This window comes from Bordetella bronchialis (genome assembly GCF_001676705.1).
In the GTDB taxonomy this organism is placed as follows: domain Bacteria; phylum Pseudomonadota; class Gammaproteobacteria; order Burkholderiales; family Burkholderiaceae_B; genus Bordetella_C; species Bordetella_C bronchialis.
In genome coordinates, this window is the sequence record NZ_CP016170.1 from 5683678 (window position 1) to 5700680 (window position 17003).

Below are 17003 nucleotides of genomic sequence, written 5' to 3' on the forward strand. Positions count from 1 at the left end.
GGATGTCGCTTGCGGAGGTCTTCTTGCTCATGCCGTCTTGGGATGTCGCTTGCGGAGGTCTTCTTGCTCTTGCCGTCTTGGGATGTCGCTTGCGGAGGTCTTCTTTCTCATGCCGTCCGTCGGGGGAGATGCCTGTCGTGTCCGGCCCGCTCGGGCGGTCCAGGGCCTTCGCCCTGGACTGCCGCTTCGTCTTCCTCCTTCGGCGGCCGAAGTGGCGGTGTTTTTCTTGCGGCTTTTTTGCCCGGCCGTCCTACGTACGGAAGCCCTCGCGCGCCCTCGGACGGGCCGGCCCCGACAGGCATCTTCCCCGCCGGACTCACGGGGTGCCTTAGAGGCGGTCGCTGGGGCGGGCGGTGTTCTTGGCCCTTCGGGGGTCGCGTGTTCGGGGTAAGAAAGATCTTGCGTTGCCCGTCGTTTCCGGGCCGCCCTGCGCGGCCCGGAAACGCCTACGCGGTCGGGGCATGCGGCGGTTGCCAGGATCCGTGAAATGCCTCGGTGCCTCGGTGCCACGGTGTGGCGGGCCGGCGGGCGGCCCGCCACACCGCCTTGTCTCCCCCACCCCTGCGCGGGCCAAGATTCCACTCCGATTCGCCGACTGCCGCATTACAAGCGACCGTCGCATTACCAACACCCGTGGATCACCAGCAACCGCCGCAATACCTGCAGCCGCCGCATGCCGCGACCGCGTAGGCGTTTTCGGGCCGCGCAGGGCGGCCCTAAAACGACGGGCAACGGCAGATCATTCTTGGGCCACAGACAAAGCCCACGAAGCGCCAAGAACACGAGCCGCCCCAACGACCGGCTCTAAGGCAACCCGTGAGTCCGGCGGGGGAGATGCCTGTCGGGGCCGGCCCGTCCGAGGGCGCGCGAGGGCTTCCGTACGTAGGACGGCCGGGCAAAAAAACCGCAAGAAACCCAACGCCCGTTCGGCCGCCGAAGGAGGAAGACGAAGCGGTAGTCCAGGGCGAAGGCCCTGGACCGCCCGAGCGGGCCGGACACGACAGGCATCTCCACCGACGGACGGCATGACAAAGACGACCTCCGCAAGCGCCCATCCAAGGATGACATGAGAAAGACGCCCTGCAACGGCCCGCCCCCACAGCTACCAGCTATACCGATATCCGACCTGCCCGAATATCCCCTTCCGCTCCTCCCCGCCGAAATTCTTCGCCAGTTTGAAGTTGGCATATAGCTGCCCCCCCTTCCCGACGACCTGATTGATCCCGACCCCCACCTCCCCCCAGGTCCTGCCGAAATCCGACCGCACAGACGTCCCCCCCACCGTCACCGCGCGCGGCGGCACGAAATCGTGCAGCACGTCGAAAGTCAGGTAAGGCGTCCCCGACCCCGCCCCGTCCTCTGTCTTTACGTTAGGCGCGAACAAGCGGAAGCCCAATCGGCCCCGCACCCCGTTGCTGCTATTCCCCGACACCCGGGACACCCCGTCATCGAAACTATCCAGCTTCAGGTACTGGTACATCAGCTGCGCCTGCGGCTCGATCGCCAGCTTGGGCATCAGGAAGAACGGCTTGCCGACCTCCTGCGACAACGCCACCCCCACGCCATTCTGGTTGGCCCCGTTGCCATACACGTCGTCGTACTTGTTCCGGTAGTGCGTCACCTGGCCCACCGAATCCCAGTAGCTGCCATCTTGCCAGTACTTCGTGTAGTACCCGCCCAGGCTCTGCGCCTGCGTCGTCGCGCTGCCCGCCTTGTCCGATAGGGTCGGATTCAGATCCCGCTTGCCGTCCTTGAAATCCGCATTGGACACGCCCAGCGTCGCCGTCACGCCCGCATGCGTGCTGCCGCCCTCCGCGGACTGCGACAAGGTCCAGTCCTTGCCGAACTGCATGAAGAAGGTGTGCTGGTTCACCGAGAACCGGTCACCCGAATCCGCATTCAGCCCGTCGCCGCCTATGCGCCCCCAGAAGCCGTTCCTGTTGCCTTTCTGCGCCTGCTCCGTGGCATACACATCGCCCACCCGCTCATGCAGCCGGCCCAGCATGCTGAACCCGTAGTCCAGGTTCAAGGCGGGCATCATGGCGTAGCCTGCCACCGCGGGGCGGTATGCCGGGGGACCGGCGGGCGTCGGATCGCCGGGAGACGACGGACCGCCCAGCGATGACCGCAGGAAGTAATCGTCCGCGCTGGTACTGCCCCCGCGGTACAGCAGATACTCGTAGGCCCCCGCCTGCACCGGCGCCGCCAGCTGGAAAGCCCCGGGAGCCGTCGTCCCGCCGTTCGTCACCGTTACCACGTTGATGCCGTCGCCCGTGGTGCGCGCCCCGCGTCCGCCGGTATTCTGGATGCGCAGCGCCGTCGTGCCCGTCGCGCCGCCCCCGTCGATCGCCAGGCGGTCGGATGGCGCGCCGTCTCCCGCGACGTAGGTGTTCAGCGCGATGGTTCCGTTGTTGCCGGCGTAGCTGCTGGCCGTGATCGTCTTGTAGCTCGCCGCCTGCGTGGGATCGCCGGTCGGCGCCATGAAGGCGATGGTTCCGGCGTTGGACAGCGCCGCCGTCTCCGAAGACGCGGTGACATTCCAGGTGCTGCTCGTATCGATGCTAACCGCCAGCGGATCGATGCGGCCCGTCAGCACGGTGCCGTTGCGCAGGGCCACCGATCCGCTGCTGCCGGCGTCGGCGATCAGGTCGCCGTTCAGCGTCACGCCCTGCGCGTCCAGATTGACCACGCTGGCGTTGCGCAGGTTCAGCAGCGTGCCCGATGCCGCCGTGATCGTCGTGCCGGCGCGCACGCTGATGTTGGCCCGCGCCCCCGTGACGTCGATCGCGTGGCCCGCTTGCGCGGACAGGGAACCGCCGCTTACCGAAATCGTCGACACGTTGCCGGTGCCGCTGGTGTCCGTGACCGCGATCGCCGCCGTTCCGCCTTGGACAGCGGTGTCGTTCAGCGCCACCGCGCCGCCCGCGTTGGCCAGCACGCCCGGCCCGCCCGCGCTGCGCAGCGCGCTGCCGCTGGCGCTTGCCGCGCCGGCCGGGCCTTCCACCTGCAAGGCCGCCGCATTGGGACCCGTGGTCGTCACCGATGCGCCCATCAATGCCGCGGTCGCCCCGCTATCGAGCATGATCCCCGAGGCCAGCTCGCCCGCCGTCGCGACGGTGGCATTGGACAGCTGCAAGGTGCCCGCGCTGCTGATATGGATGCCGGCCGCACCCGCGCCGGTAGTGGCGATGTGCCCGCCCGTCACCAGCACGTCGCCGTTGGCGCCCGATGAACTGATACCCGCGGAGCCCGAGCCGCTGGTAGAGATCAGCGTGTCCGTCAAGGCGATCACGCCGCCCGCGGCCTGGTTGTTCATCGCCATCCCGGTCCCGCTCACGACTATGGTGCCCGCCGTGCCCACCACGCTGCCGCCCGTCGCCGTCGCGTCCAGCAGGATGCCGTCGGCAGTGCCCTGCGCCTGGATCAGCCCGTTGCCGGAGAAAGCCACCGATGCGCCCGCGCCGGTCAGGTGCACGGCCGCGTTGCCGTCATTGGCCTGGATGATCCCGTTGTTCTCCAGCCATGCATTGGCCCCCTGCACCAGCGCGCCGTCGCCATGCGAGACCTGTATGGTCGAGTTGTTCCGCACCGCGCCCTGGGCCCCGACGACGACGCCGATGGACGAGCGGCCCGACAGCACGACGTTGTTGTTGTTGACCAGGGTGCCCAGGTTGCGCGCCGCGAAGCCCGTCACGCCGTCCGTGGCCGACTGTATGGCGGCGTTGTTGGTCAGTGTGGTGGCGACCGGATCGCCCCAGGCCGCGCCCGTCAGGTCGTGGCCCTGTCCGTCCACGATGCCGGCCGTCGCGCCGCCGCGCGACAGCATGATGACGGTGCCCGCGTCGATGGTGCCGGCCGCCCCGCCTTCGTTGACGATGGCCACGGCGCCACCGGCCGCGCCGGCCGCGCCCGTCACCCGCCACGTCGAATTACCGGTCGACATCGTGGTGCCGCGCCCCGTGGCGACCACCCCGCGGGCGTCGGTGCCCGACACCGTGGTGTCGAAGGCCCCGCCAGAGGACGCGCCGGTGAAAGCCGCGCCGTCCGCGACGCGGAACAGCGTCGAGCGTTCGGTGTCCACCGTCATCGCGCTCGCCGACACATTGATGGTGGAACCGGCGCCCGCCGCGAAGAATCCGATCTGGTCCGTGCCGCCCAGGAAGCGCGGCACCGAGCCCGCCGCCACATTCACCGTGCCGCCATGCTGGGCGAATACGCCTATGCCCCCGGTGCCGCCCAGGTTGATCGCGCCGGTTACCGACGCGCTGCCCTGCGCGCCATCCACCCATACGCCGAAATTGCGCGTGCCGCTGGCGGGATCGGCATTGCCGTTGACGTTGATGGTGCCGCTGGATTCGGCGTTGGCCGCGATGCCGGGATCCGCGTTGACCATCACCCCTATCCCGTTGACGCCGTTGACGTTGATGACGCCGGCGTTGCGCACGATGGCGCCGGTGCCCGCCGCCCCGTTATCGTCCGCCAGCATGCCGATATTGGCCATGGGCAGGCCACCCGCCGCCCCGTTGATCGTGATCGTGCCATTGTTCTGCAGCAGCGAGGACAACGGCGCGGTCGAGAACATCGCCACCGCGTTCTGCGCCTGCGACCCAATGACGATCTGGCCGTCATTGATGGCCGTATCGCCGGTGTCCATGATGCGCACGCCATAGGTCGGACCCGCGATGGCGACATCGGCCACCGCATCGCCGGTGGCGTACTGCGCCGCGCGGCCGATATACAGGGTGCCCCCCGCGGTGTTGGTGAAGCTGCTGCCGCCACGGACATTCACGCCCACCACGGTGGCCGTATAGCCGGGATTCACGCCGACGTTGATCGTGCCTTCGTTGGTCCCCGCCGCGCCATTGGCCAGGCCGATGCCGGTGGTGGTGTAGCCGTCGAAGCTCATGCCCGACACATTCACCACGCCGCGGTTCACGACCGTGGTCCCGGTATCGCTGGCCATGATGCCCGAGCCGGTGTAGTAGAACAGGCCATCCGTCGCCGTGTTGGCCTTGTCGCCCACCTGGTATCCCGCCGACACGACGCCGCTGGCCGCGTTGACGAAGCGCGCGCCGCTTTCCACCCGCGCGACCTGCTGGATCACGTTGCCGGACAGAATGCCTTCGTTGGTGACGGTGGCGCCGTCCGTGGCCTTGACCGCGCCGGACGCGCGCACCATATCCAGCTGCGCCCCCGCGGCGATGGTCGCGCTGCCGCGCGCGCCGCTGGCCAGTATGGCGTAGCGGTCGCCGTTGGGCGTCCGCGTCAGGTCGCCGTCCGAGGTGTTCGTCATGTACGTGACGGGTTTGTCGACGGTGGTATAGGCCTGGGCGAAGGCGGTGTCGTACTCCAGTTGCGACGTCAGCACGCCGTTCTTCAGCGCGTCGACCAGCACATTGTTGTAGGCGGCCAGCTCCGCCGCGTTGGTCACCTGGTAGGTCGCCCCATTGAAGCTTACCGTGCCCGCATAGGTGGTGACCGGCACGTACACCGTCAGGCGGCCGTTCTGGTCGGGCGTGGGCAGGCCGGGATCGATGCCCATGTCTATGGTGTTGCGCGATTGCCAAACGACACGGCTGTCCGCCGCGCCGCTGCCGTCCGCCGAGGTCAGGTAGGTCTGCTTGGACACCATCAGGATGCCGTTCGAGGTCGGCGAGCCGGAAGGCGTGGCGCCCAGGTTGACGTTCAGCGTGCCGCCCGTCTTGTCCACGCGTCCCAGCGACGCCTGGTAGTACATGTCGCCGTTCACGTCCTCGAACTGGTTGACCGGCGTGGACAGATTGGACTTGTCCAGGAAGGCGGCGGAATCGAAGGTGCGGAAGACCACATTGGTGCCGGTCGCCGGATTGCGCGCGCTGACCGCGACGTTCTGCGGCCCGGTGACCAGCGCGCTGGAGTCGAAGCTGCCGGAGATCGCGTTGACCGTGCTTGCCGGCACGGTGGTATTGCCGTTGTAACCGGTGCCCACCACCGATGTGCCGCGCAGGGTCACGGTCTGCCCGTTGTCCACCACCGCTTCGCCCACCCCGCCGTTGCTGCCGGGCGGGTTGTAGTCCGCGATGGTGCACTGGCCGCCTGCCGGTGCCGATTGGCCCGGCGTGCCGGTCTGGCAACTCGATGCCGATGCGATGGGCGGCATCGCCATGCCCGCCGCCAGGCAGGACAACGCGATACCGGGCATCAATGCCCGCCGCGCGCGGCTGGAGGACGACGACGCCGACTTCGCGCGTCCGCGCGCGACTTCCGACGTAACGATGTACTGCTGCCTGGCCGAATTCCAGACTGTCTTATGGAACAGATTCATTTTCGGGCCTGCCATGTCAAACGGTGGAAGACCTCCGCTTGGCGTAATACGGTGCAAGCGAAGGCGCTGCCCATTGGGGCTGGCCCATGATTCGGCTGATCGGACGCGTAACCAATTGACGATATGGACTACGACGTACAGGTGTCGTGAAGGCGACCGAGCGGCGGCCGGAGCGGCGCGGTTGTAGAAAGGGATGACGGCCGCATCGGCCGCGTCTCTGGAACTGCCCGACGAACAACGGCCGATCGAACGCGCCCGCGCGACGGGCGTCCTAGGGCATAGGCGGGGCAGCCTGCATACGGCCTACGCGAAACGGGCGGATGACCGCCTGTCGCGCCGGCGTCACGCCGCGAACGGTGGCACGACGCTCGCGCCCCCCCCGGGAAAACCCCGCCATCGCGGATGCGTTTTTCCCCTTTCAAATTTATTAATCAATCATTTAATATTTGACGGCGCGACCGCGATGGCGCGGCGCGTGTCTTCAGCAAGATTCTCGAACCGCCCCGCCGGCATTCTGCCGGCGGGCGGCGGCCGGCAAGGGTGAAGTACGGCAACGGAACGGAGGGCTTACATGCACAAGGGTTTTATGGGCTGCGCCGCGCTCGCGGCGCTCATGGCCGCCGGCACGGCCGCGGCCGCCGACACGGTGAAGATCGGCGTGATCCAGCCGCTGACCGGCTCGGTCGCATACAACGGCATCGCCGATGTGAACGGCGCCAAGCTCGCGGTGGCGCAGCGCAATGCCAAGGGCGGCGTGCTGGGCAAGCAGGTCGAACTGGTGGTCGAGGACGGCCAATGCCAACCGGCCAAATCCGTCAACGCGGCGGAAAAGCTCATCCAGAAAGACCAGGTTCCGGTCATCTCCGGCGCATTCTGCAGCTCCGCCACCATCGCGATCATGTCGGTGGCCGAGAAATACAAGGTGCCCCTGCTGTCCGGCGTGTCGTCCAAGACCGACCTGACCGAGCGCGGCAACAAGTGGTTCTTCCGCTCGGCCGAGACCGATGCCCTGATGGCCCACGCCTTCGCCGAGATCCTGGTCAAGAATCTGAAGCTGAAGACCATCGCCTATATCGGCGTCAATGACGACTGGGGACGCGGCGGCGTGGACGAGTTCTCGCGCCAGATCGAATCCATGGGCGGCAAGACCGTTCTGAAAGAGTACTTCGACCACGGCACCACGGATTTCTACACCCTGCTGACCCGGGTGCGCGCGGCCAAGCCGGACGGCATCTTCGTCGCCGCCGAAACGCAGGACGGCTCCATCGTGGTCAAGCAGATGAAGGAGCTGGGGCTGAGCAGCAAGGTGTTCGGGGTGGGCAGCTGGGCCACGGCGGACTTCGTCAAACTGACCGGCGACGCCTCCGAAGGCATACACGCCGCGGTTCCCTACGCCGCGACCATCGACACGGCGGCCAACAAGGCCTTCGTCGCCGATTACCAGGCCGCCTACAAGGAAGCGCCCGGCAAGTATTCCGCGGCCGGCTACAACGCGCTGAACATCATCATGGACGCCATCCAGCGGGCCGGCGCCGCCGAGCCGGACAAGATCCGCGCCGCGATGGAGCAGACCGACTACAAGGGCCCGAACGGCGAATTCCGCTTCGACGCCAAGCACCAGGCCTACGGCTTCGACGCCGTGCTGGTGCAGCTCAAGGGCGGCACGCCGGAGATCGTTTCGCGGACGACCGTGCAGGCCCCCTGACCGGCGTTCCGCCGCCCACGCCATCGGCGGCCGCCACCTGCCGCGATGGCCATCCCTGGCATCGCCGTGGACGCGGCGATGCCCCTACCGCCGCCCGGAGGAATCCGTGTTCGACCTGTTGCTGCAATTCCTGGTCAATGGGCTGGTCAATGGCACGTTCTACGCCCTGTCGGCGCTGGGACTGACCCTGGTCTTCGGCCTGATGCGCCTGGTGAACTTCGCCCATGGCGAGTTCTACATGATGGGCGGCCTGCTGGGCTGGGCCCTGACCACGGCCCTGGACTTGAATTTCTTCGCCGGCCTGGCGCTGGTCATCCTGGCGATGGGCGCGGTCGGCTGGATCGTCGACCGCGTGCTGATCGAGCGCGTGCGCGGCCAGGGCGAAGAACCGGGCATCCTGCTGACCATCGGCCTGTCGATCTTCCTGACCAACACCGCCCTGCTGCTGGTCGGCACGGCGCCGCAGAAAGTCGTCGCGCCGGTGGCCGGCACGCCGGTCTTCCTGGGTCCCGTGGTGATCACGCAGGTACGGATCTTTGCCGTGGCCGCCTGCGCGGTGGTGATCGTCGCGGCGCACGTGCTTATCCGCCATACCCGGTTGGGCAAGGCCATGCGCGCCACGTTCCAGGATCCCATGGCCGCGCGGCTGGCCGGCATCCCGACGGCGCGCGTCTACGCGGCCACCTTCGCGATGGGGACGGCGCTGGCCGGCACGGCCGGCATGCTGCTGGGATCCATCTACGTGGCGCAGGCCAGCATCGGCGGCCTGGTCAGCCTGAAGGCCTTCGTCGTGGTGATCCTGGGCGGGATGGGCAGCTTCGCGGGCGCCATCGCCGGCGGCCTGATCCTGGGCGTGGCCGAGGCATTGTGGGGCGGCTATCTATCGACGGGCTCGGTGGACCTGGTCGGCTTCGCGCTGGTCATCCTGATTCTTTTCTTCCGGCCCTATGGCCTGTTCCCCACGCGGGCGGAGCGCGCATGATGAATGCCGAACGCAACTTCCTGGCGGCCTTCGTGCTGCTGATGCTGGCCTTCGCGCTGGGTATCCGCAACGATTACCTGCTGCATATCGCCATCCTGGTCCTGCTGTACACCGTGCTGGCCAGCAGTCTCAACCTGATCGTCGGCTACGTGGGCGAATTCCCGCTGGGCCATGTGGCGTTCTTCGGCATCGGCGCGTATGCGATGGCACTGGGCGCGACGCGGCTGGGTATCGCGCCGGGCCTGCTGATCCCCCTGGCGGGCGTCGTCGCGGCGCTGGCGGGCTTGCTGATCGGCGGCGTCACGCTGCGTTTGAAGGGGCCGTTCTTCGTCATCGTGACGCTGGCCTTCGCGGAGGTGCTGCGGCTGGTGGCGAACAACTGGATAGACCTGACCAACGGCCCCATGGGCATTTCCAATGTGCCGCATCCGGCCTTCCTGGACGGCGCGGGGTGGCTGTCCGGCAAGCGCGGCTATGCGGCGATGGGGGTGGCGCTGGCCGCCGCATCGCTGTTCATTGCCTATCGCCTGGTGCACTCCAACGCCGGCCGCGCGGCCGTGACGCTGCGCGAGAACCGCTACGTGGCCCTGTCGATCGGCATCGATCCGGTGCGCTACGCCCTGTTCGTCTTTACCGTGGCGGCCTTCCTCGCAGGATTGGCCGGCGGCTATTACGCGGCCTATATCTCCTACGTGGGTCCGGAGGTATTCGGTTTTCCGTTCACGGTGTCCATGATCATCATGGTGCTGCTGGGGGGCAAGGGCACGCTGGCCGGTCCCATCGTCGGCGCGGTGGCGGTGACGCTGCTGGAAGAGTACCTGCGCGAGTTCAAGGAGCTGCGGCTGTCGCTGTTCGGGTTGATCGTCATGGCCGTGGTGCTGTTCTCGCCGGACGGCTTCATGGGCTATGTCCGCCGCCTGGCGCCGCGCCGCGCGCCGCAAACGGAGAAGCGCCATGCTTGAAGTCCAGGGCCTTAGCAAATCCTTTGGCGGCATCCATGCCGTGCGCGATATCGACTTCCGCGTCGACGCCGGGCAGGTCGTCAGCCTGATCGGTCCCAATGGCGCGGGCAAGACCACCTGCTTCAACCTGGTCACCGGCTTCTATGCGCCCAGCGCGGGGCGGGTGCGCTTCATGGGCCGCGATGTGACCGGGAGCCGGCCGCACGAGATGGCGCGCATGGGCGTGGTGCGGACCTTCCAGAAGACCAACGTCCTGAAGACGCTGACCGTGCGCGAGAACCTGAAGGCGGCGCAATACCTGCATGCCCGCGCGCCGCTGTGGCGCACCTTCCTGCCCGGGCCCGCGCAGCGCGGCGCCGAGCGCGACATCGCCGAGCGGGCCGAGCGCATCGCCGTGCTGATGGGGCTGCAGGCGCGCTGCGACACGCCGGCGCATGCGCTGTCCTGCGGCGAGCTGCGATTGCTGGAAGTCGGCGTGGCCCTGGGCGCCCGGCCCCGCCTGCTGATGCTGGATGAACCGGCCGCGGGCCTGAACAGCCATGAAGCCATCGTGCTGGCCCGGCTGCTGAAGACGCTGCCGGGCACCTGGGTGGAAGCCATATTGCTGGTGGAGCACAACATGAACCTGGTGATGCAGGTGTCGGACCACGTGGTGGTCATGAACTTCGGCCAGAAGCTGGCGGCCGGCACCCCGCGGGACATCCAGAACAATCCCGCCGTCCTCGAAGCCTATATCGGGAAAGCCGCATGAGCCGCGACGCCTTGCTTACGCTGACGAACGTGCATGCCGGGTACGGCAAGCTCAAGGCCCTGCACGGCGTTTCGCTGGAAGTCCGGCAGGGGGAGGTCGTGGCCCTGATCGGCGCCAACGGCGCCGGCAAGTCCACCCTGTTGCGCGTGATCTCCGGACTGATCGCCCCCATGTCCGGCGAGATCCGCTGGGATGGCCGGACCATAGGCGGCGTGCCCGCGCCGGACATCCTGGCGCTGGGCCTGGCGCACTGCCCGGAGGAACGGCACGTCTGGCCCGAGATGACCGTGCAGGAGAACCTGGACCTGGGCGCCTATCTGTGCCGATCGCGCGCCGAGGTGCAAGGGCGCATGGCGCTGGCCTTCGAACGCTTCCCGCGCCTGAAGGAGCGGCAGCGCCAGCTGGCCGGCACGCTGAGCGGCGGCGAACAGCAGATGCTGGCCATCGCCCGCGCGCTGATGTCCAACCCGCGCCTGCTGATGCTGGACGAGCCCAGCCTGGGGCTCAGTCCCAAGATGGCGCTGGAAGTATTCGATGTGGTCAGGGAGATCAGCGCCCAGGGCGTCACCGTGCTGCTGGTCGAGCAGAACGTGCATAACGCGCTGGCGGTGGCCTCGCGCGCCTATGTCGTCGAAACCGGCCGCATCGCGGCCGAGAAAGAGGCCGGTGCCCTGTTGGGCGACCAGGAGCTGCTCAATGCCTACCTGGGCGCCTGATCGCCGGGCCGGCGCGCATCGTCCGCAGGCGCCGAAGGCTGCGCGCGCCGCCGCACGGCCGCCAGCGGAACAACCATAACGATGAGTGGAAACGCCATGCAGAAGACTTTCCGGATCGGCCAGATCGTGCCGAGCTCCAACACGACGATGGAAACCGAAATCCCCGCCATGCTGAACGCGCGGCAGGCCATCCGGCCGGAGCGCTTCACCTATCACTCCAGCCGCATGCGGATGAAGAAGGTCGTGAAAGAAGAGCTGGCCGCCATGGACGCCGAGTCCGACCGCTGCGCCGTCGAGCTCAGCGATGCGCGCGTGGACGTATTGGGCTACGCCTGCCTGGTCGCCATCATGGCCATGGGGCCCGGCTACCACAGGCAGTCGGAAAGCCGCCTGAAGGCGCATACGGCGGCCAATGGCGCCGATGCGCCGGTCATCACCAGCGCGGGGGCCCTGATCGAGGCGCTGGACGTCATCGGCACGCGCCGCATCGCCGTGGTCGCGCCCTATATGAAGCCGCTGACGCAGCTGGTGATCGACTACATCGCCAACGAAGGCTACGAAGTCGTGGACCACCGCGCCCTGGAGATCCCCGACAACCTGGAAGTGGGCCGGCACGATCCCGCCCGCCTGCCCGCCATCGTCGCCGGCATGGATCTGTCGCGCGCCGACGCCATCGTGCTCTCGGCCTGCGTGCAGATGCCTTCGCTGCCCGTGGTGGCGCAAGTGGAGGCCATGACCGGCAAGCCCGTCATCACCGCCGCCATCGCGACGACCTACGCGATGCTCAAGGCGCTGGACCTGGAACGCATCGTTCCGGGCGCCGGTGCGCTGCTCTCGGGAGCCTACTGATATGCCCGGCATCATCCACTACGGCGGCCATGTCCATGCCAACGGCATTCGCCAGCACTATCTGCGCTACGCGCCGGCACCCGGCGGGGCCGGCAAGCTGGATCCCGTCATTGTCATCCCCGGCATCACCAGCCCGGCGATCACATGGGGCTTCGTGGGCGAGCGCCTGGGCCAGGTCTTCGACACCTATGTCCTGGACGTGCGCGGCCGCGGCCTGACGCAGGCGGGCGAGGCCCTGGACTACGGCCTGGATGCGCAGGCGGACGATGTGAATGCCTTTGCCCAGGCGCTGGGCCTGGCGCGCTACAGCTATGTCGGCCATTCCATGGGCGGGCGCATCGCCATCCGCGCGGCCAGCAGGCGGCCTGCCGGGCTGGCGCGCATCGTGGCCGTGGATCCGCCGGTTTCCGGACCCGGGCGGCGCGCCTATCCGGCGCAATTGCCCTGGTACGTGGATTCCATCGCCCAGGCGCGCCAGGGCATGGACGCGGAGGCCATGCGCCGCTTCTGCCCCACATGGACGGAGGAACAACTGCGCCTGCGTGCGGAGTGGCTGCATACCTGCGACGAGCGCGCCATCCGCCAGAGCTTCGAGGAATTCCATACCGAGGACATCCACGCGCATCTGCCCCACCTGGACGTGCCGCTGCTGTTGATGACCGCCGAGCGCGGCGACGTGGTGCGGGACGAGGACGTCGCGGAGATCCAGGCCCTGAAGCCCGGCACCCGGCACACCCGCGTCCCCGGCGCCGGCCACATGATTCCCTGGGACAACGAAGCGGCCTTTTATGCGGCCTTCGGCGATTTCCTGGGCGCGCCCCTGCCCGCCGCCGAGCCCGCGTCCGCCGCGCACGCAAGGAGTTGAACCATGCCCGTCAGCGATTTCGAAATGGTGCGTGCCTGGAAACAGGTGCTGGAACTCTCCGGCCTGCGGGCCGGCCAGTCCGTGACCATCCTGACCAGCGCCGCCACGCATCCGCAGACCCTGTCCACCGCGCTGATCGCCACGCAGTCCATGGGCGCCGTGGTCAACCGCCTGGACCTGCCGCCGGTCAACGGCGAAAAGGCCTTGAGCCGCGACGCGCTGGCCTACCTGGGCACCACGCCGCTGACCGGCAACAAGGCCGCCATCGCGGCGCTGAAGGCCAGCGACTACGTGCTGGACCTGATGACCCTGCTGTTCTCGCCGGAACAGCACGAGATCCTGAGCGGGGGCACCCGCATCCTGCTGGCCGTCGAGCCGCCGGAAGTGCTGGCGCGCATGGTCCCCACCGCGCGGGACAAGGCCCGCGTCACCGCGGCGGCGAAGCGCATCCAGGCCGCGCGGGAGATGCGCGTCACCTCGCCGGCGGGCACGGACCTGCGCTGCCCGCTGGGCGAGTTTCCCGCCATCAGCGAATACGGCTACGTCGACGAACCGGGCCGCTGGGACCACTGGCCCAGCGGCTTCGTCCTGACCTGGCCCAATGAAGGCGGCGCCACCGGCACCATCGTCATCGACCGCGGCGACATCCTGCTGCCGCAGAAATGCTATGTGAACGCGCCCATCGCGCTGACCGTCGAGGGGGGCTACGCCACGGCCATCGAGGGCGGCGTGGACGCCGAGCTGCTGCGCGAGTACATGCGCGCCTTCGACGATCCGGAGGCCTATGCGATTTCGCACATCGGCTGGGGCCTGCAGCCACGCGCGCACTGGACCACGCTGTCGCTGTACGACCGCGAGGCGACCATAGGCATGGACGCCCGCGCCTACGAAGGCAATTTCCTGTTCTCGCTGGGCCCCAACAACGAGGCCGGCGGCAGCCGCGCCACGGCATGCCACATCGACATTCCGCTGCGCGGCTGCACCGTCAGCCTGGATGGGCAGGACGTAGTCCGCGACGGCAAGGTCATCGAAAGCAAGGACAGGGAAACGGCATGACGCACACGGAAGAGGCGGTCTACCGCCAGCAGGGATTCGGCGCCCGCATGGACCTGGACGGTCCGGCGGCGCTGCTGATCGTGGATTTCGTCAACGGCTTCGCCGATCCGGCCCGCTTCGGCGGCGGCAATATCGAGCCGGCCATCGCCGCCACCGTGCCCCTGCTCGCGCAGGCGCGCCGGCGTGGCTGGCCGGTGGCGCATACCCGCATCGTCTTCGCGGACGACGACAGCGACGCCAACATCTTTACCTTGAAAGTGCCCGGCATGCTGACGCTCAAGGAACGGGATCCGGCCAGCGCCATCGTCGATGCGCTGGCGCCGCGGCCCGGCGAAGCGGTGGTGCGCAAGACCCTGCCGTCGGCCTTCTTCGGCACCAACCTGGCGCCCTGGCTGGCCCGCCAGGGCGTGCGCACACTGGTGATCGCAGGATGCACGACCAGCGGCTGCGTGCGCGCCAGCGTGGTGGACGCCATGTCGCACGGCTTCCGGCCGGTGGTGGCAAGCGACTGCGTGGGCGACCGCGCGATCGCCCCGCACGAGGCCAACCTGTTCGACATGCGCCAGAAGTACGCGGCGGTGATGACGCGCGACGAAGCGCTGGACATTCTGGCGTAGACCCCATAACAAGGCGCCCGGCAGGGGCGCGAGGAGAAGAGCATGAGCAGGAAACCACGCGTCGGCATCATCGGCGGCGGCATCGGCGGCGCCGCGCTGGCGAACGCCCTGGCGCTGCGCGGCATCGAAGTGAGGCTGTTCGAGCGCACGGCCGCATTCGGCCAGGTGGGCGCGGGCATCCAGATGACGCCCAACGCGGTGAAGGTATTGAAGGCGCTGGGCCTGGCCGAGGACCTGCGCGGCATCGGCTTCCTGCCCCAGGCGCTGGTCGGGCGCAACTGGAAGACGGCGCGCGAGCAATTCCGCATGCCGCTGGTGGACGAGTGCCCGCGCCTGTACGGCGCCGAGTTCTACCACGTCCATCGCGCCGACCTGCACCAGATCCTGGTGCGGCGCATACCAGAATCGTCCGTGTCCTTGTCGAGCGCCTGCGCGTCGGTACGCAACGAGGGCGCGGCCGCCGTGGCCACCTTCGAGGACGGCAGCCAGTACGAGGCCGATGTCATCGTCGGCGCCGACGGCGTGCGGTCGGTGGTGCGGCGCGACCTGTTCGGCGACGAGGCCCCGCGCTTCACCGGCAATATGTGCTACCGCGCGGTCGTGCCTTTCGACGCCATGCCTTCCTTCGTCAGCCCGGATTCCTCTTTCTGGATGGGACCGCACGGCCATGTGGTGACCTATTACGTCAGCCGCGGCAAGGCGGTGAACATCGTCGCCGTGAACGAAACCTCGCAATGGGTGGAGGAGTCCTGGAACGCGCCCAGCAGCCGCGAGGAATTGCTGGGCGCCTTCCGCGGCTGGCATGCCAACCTTCAGCGCCTGTTCGAGCGCGCGGACACGGTCTTCAAATGGGGCTTGTTCGACCGCGACCCCATGGCCACCTGGCACCAGGGCCGCATTACCCTGCTGGGCGATGCCGCCCACCCCATGCTGCCCTTCCTGTCGCAGGGCGCGGCCATGGCGATCGAGGACAGCCTGGTGCTGGCCGCCGCGCTCGACGCCCACGGCGCCAATGTATCCGCCGCGCTGCGCGACTACGAGGCGGAGCGCCTGCCGCGCACCAGCCGCGTGCAGCTGGAGTCGCGCGAACGCGGCCGCACCTACCACCTGCCCACCCGCTGGGAACAGATCAAGCGCGATGTGGGCTACTGGTGGCGCGGACTGTTCAACCCGCATGCCGGCGGCATACGCGCGAACTGGGTGTACGAGTACGACGCGACCGCTTTCCGCGCCACGCCGGAGCCGCAGCGGCGCGCGGCATGACCCCGCGATGTCACGGCGATATGGGACAATTCGCCGTCGCGGCGTCCGTGGCCCGGTCCTGGTGCACGGCGCCGCGACGGGGATCCCCGCGACGGGCATCCCCGCGACGGGAACTCCGCGCGCCTTGCAGCGCGCGCAAACCCACTCGAAGGACGACATGCGAGAGCTAGGTAGACCCGCAGGCGCCGCGCGCGGACGCGCCGCCACCCCCAAGGCCGCCGGCGCATCCGCGCAAGGACGCCCGGGCCGGCCGGAAGGCACCAACGGCAATCTGCGGGAGAAAATCCTGGATGCGGCGGAGAACCGCTTCGCCGACCTGGGCTACGCCGGCACCACGCTGCGCGACGTCGCCGACAAAGCCAAGGTGACGCAAGCCCTGATCAGCTATTACTTCGGTTCCAAGCACGGGCTGTACGAAGCGGTGTTCCTGCGCCGCGGGCGCAAGATTTCCGACGAGCGGATGGAGCGCCTGCAGGCGCTGCTGGGCGGGAAGCGGCCGCCGGCCCTGCGGGACATCGTGCGCGCCTTCCTGGAGCCAACCCTGGCCCTGCGGCGCACCGCCAAGGGCCGCGCCTTCATCCGCCTGCAGGCACGCCTGCATACGGAGCCGCCCGAGATCTCCTACAAACTGCGCAATGAAGCCTATGACGCGTCCACCCGGGCCTATGTCGAGGCGATCAGCGCGGCGCGGCCGGACCTGGATGCCAAGGACGTGTACTGGCGCGTCACCCTGATGGTGGGCGCGTACATGTATGCGTTTTCAGATACGCACCGGCTGGAAGAACTGGCCGATGGCATCTGCAACCCGGACGACGCGCAGGAAGTCATGGATCAGATCACCGCCTTCGTCGTGGGCGGCCTGGCGGCGCCGGCGCCGCGCGGCTGAGGCGTCCATCCGGACCGGACGCAGGCCCACCCCGGCCCGGCGGTCCG

The 17003-nt window shown here is 68.3% G+C and carries 12 protein-coding genes; 11 read left to right on the top strand and 1 reads right to left on the bottom strand.

Translation table 11 applies throughout. The features are described from left to right. Positions 1-1102: 1102 nt before the first annotated feature. Positions 1103-6304 carry an autotransporter outer membrane beta-barrel domain-containing protein gene (locus BAU06_RS24995; protein ID WP_066357055.1) on the bottom strand — a complete coding sequence of 1734 codons (5202 nt, stop codon included), beginning with the start codon at positions 6302-6304 and terminating at the stop codon, positions 1103-1105. Positions 6305-6875: 571 nt separating this feature from the next. On the opposite strand from BAU06_RS24995, the gene BAU06_RS25000 reads away from it, so the two are divergent. From BAU06_RS25000 to BAU06_RS25050, 11 genes are all read left to right on the top strand, one after another. Continuing rightward, positions 6876-8009, top strand: a complete 1134-nt coding sequence (locus BAU06_RS25000) for an ABC transporter substrate-binding protein (RefSeq protein WP_066357061.1) — start codon at positions 6876-6878, stop codon at positions 8007-8009. Between the two features lie 106 nt (positions 8010-8115). Next, positions 8116-8991 (top strand): branched-chain amino acid ABC transporter permease, encoded by an 876-nt coding sequence (locus tag BAU06_RS25005; protein WP_066357068.1) that lies wholly within the window; start codon positions 8116-8118, stop codon positions 8989-8991. After that, complete coding sequence (locus BAU06_RS25010; protein ID WP_082988471.1) at positions 8988-9953, top strand: branched-chain amino acid ABC transporter permease; 966 nt, start codon at positions 8988-8990, stop codon at positions 9951-9953. The genes BAU06_RS25005 and BAU06_RS25010 overlap by 4 nt, the downstream gene beginning before the upstream one ends. Further along, positions 9946-10704 (top strand): ABC transporter ATP-binding protein, encoded by a 759-nt coding sequence (locus BAU06_RS25015; RefSeq protein WP_066357074.1) that lies wholly within the window; start codon positions 9946-9948, stop codon positions 10702-10704. The genes BAU06_RS25010 and BAU06_RS25015 overlap by 8 nt, the downstream gene beginning before the upstream one ends. Continuing rightward, complete coding sequence (locus BAU06_RS25020; RefSeq protein WP_066357077.1) at positions 10701-11420, top strand: ABC transporter ATP-binding protein; 720 nt, start codon at positions 10701-10703, stop codon at positions 11418-11420. The genes BAU06_RS25015 and BAU06_RS25020 overlap by 4 nt, the downstream gene beginning before the upstream one ends. Before the next feature lie 96 nt (positions 11421-11516). Beyond that, on the top strand, positions 11517-12269 hold the full coding sequence (locus tag BAU06_RS25025) for a maleate cis-trans isomerase family protein (protein ID WP_066357085.1): 753 nt from the start codon (positions 11517-11519) through the stop codon (positions 12267-12269). Position 12270: 1 nt separating this feature from the next. Further along, positions 12271-13134, top strand: a complete 864-nt coding sequence (locus tag BAU06_RS25030; RefSeq protein WP_066357089.1) for an alpha/beta fold hydrolase — start codon at positions 12271-12273, stop codon at positions 13132-13134. Between the two features lie 3 nt (positions 13135-13137). Continuing rightward, entirely contained in the window at positions 13138-14190 is a 1053-nt protein-coding gene (locus tag BAU06_RS25035; RefSeq protein ID WP_066357094.1) for a 2,5-dihydroxypyridine 5,6-dioxygenase NicX family protein, read from the top strand. Then, a complete protein-coding gene (locus BAU06_RS25040; protein WP_066357096.1) occupies positions 14187-14807 on the top strand; it encodes an N-carbamoylsarcosine amidohydrolase in 621 nt (206 codons plus the stop codon). The genes BAU06_RS25035 and BAU06_RS25040 overlap by 4 nt, the downstream gene beginning before the upstream one ends. 42 nt (positions 14808-14849) lie before the next feature. After that, positions 14850-16070: an FAD-dependent monooxygenase gene (locus BAU06_RS25045; protein WP_066357098.1), complete on the top strand. Its 1221-nt coding sequence runs from the start codon at positions 14850-14852 to the stop codon at positions 16068-16070. A gap of 157 nt (positions 16071-16227) precedes the next feature. Continuing rightward, a complete protein-coding gene (locus tag BAU06_RS25050) occupies positions 16228-16956 on the top strand; it encodes a TetR/AcrR family transcriptional regulator (protein WP_066359759.1) in 729 nt (242 codons plus the stop codon). Positions 16957-17003: the final 47 nt, after the last annotated feature.

Bases quoted from the DNA above. Each gene is read 5' to 3' on its own strand.
- BAU06_RS25025 (WP_066357085.1), top strand. From the start codon at position 11,517: ATGCAGAAGACTTTCCGGATCGGCCAGATCGTGCCGAGCTCCAACACG.
- BAU06_RS25045 (WP_066357098.1), top strand. From the start codon at position 14,850: ATGAGCAGGAAACCACGCGTCGGCATCATCGGCGGCGGCATCGGCGGC.
- BAU06_RS25020 (WP_066357077.1), top strand. From the start codon at position 10,701: ATGAGCCGCGACGCCTTGCTTACGCTGACGAACGTGCATGCCGGGTAC.
- BAU06_RS24995 (WP_066357055.1), bottom strand. From the start codon at position 6,304: ATGAATCTGTTCCATAAGACAGTCTGGAATTCGGCCAGGCAGCAGTAC.
- BAU06_RS25030 (WP_066357089.1), top strand. From the start codon at position 12,271: ATGCCCGGCATCATCCACTACGGCGGCCATGTCCATGCCAACGGCATT.
- BAU06_RS25035 (WP_066357094.1), top strand. From the start codon at position 13,138: ATGCCCGTCAGCGATTTCGAAATGGTGCGTGCCTGGAAACAGGTGCTG.
- BAU06_RS25015 (WP_066357074.1), top strand. From the start codon at position 9,946: ATGCTTGAAGTCCAGGGCCTTAGCAAATCCTTTGGCGGCATCCATGCC.
- BAU06_RS25040 (WP_066357096.1), top strand. From the start codon at position 14,187: ATGACGCACACGGAAGAGGCGGTCTACCGCCAGCAGGGATTCGGCGCC.
- BAU06_RS25010 (WP_082988471.1), top strand. From the start codon at position 8,988: ATGATGAATGCCGAACGCAACTTCCTGGCGGCCTTCGTGCTGCTGATG.
- BAU06_RS25050 (WP_066359759.1), top strand. From the start codon at position 16,228: ATGCGAGAGCTAGGTAGACCCGCAGGCGCCGCGCGCGGACGCGCCGCC.
- BAU06_RS25000 (WP_066357061.1), top strand. From the start codon at position 6,876: ATGCACAAGGGTTTTATGGGCTGCGCCGCGCTCGCGGCGCTCATGGCC.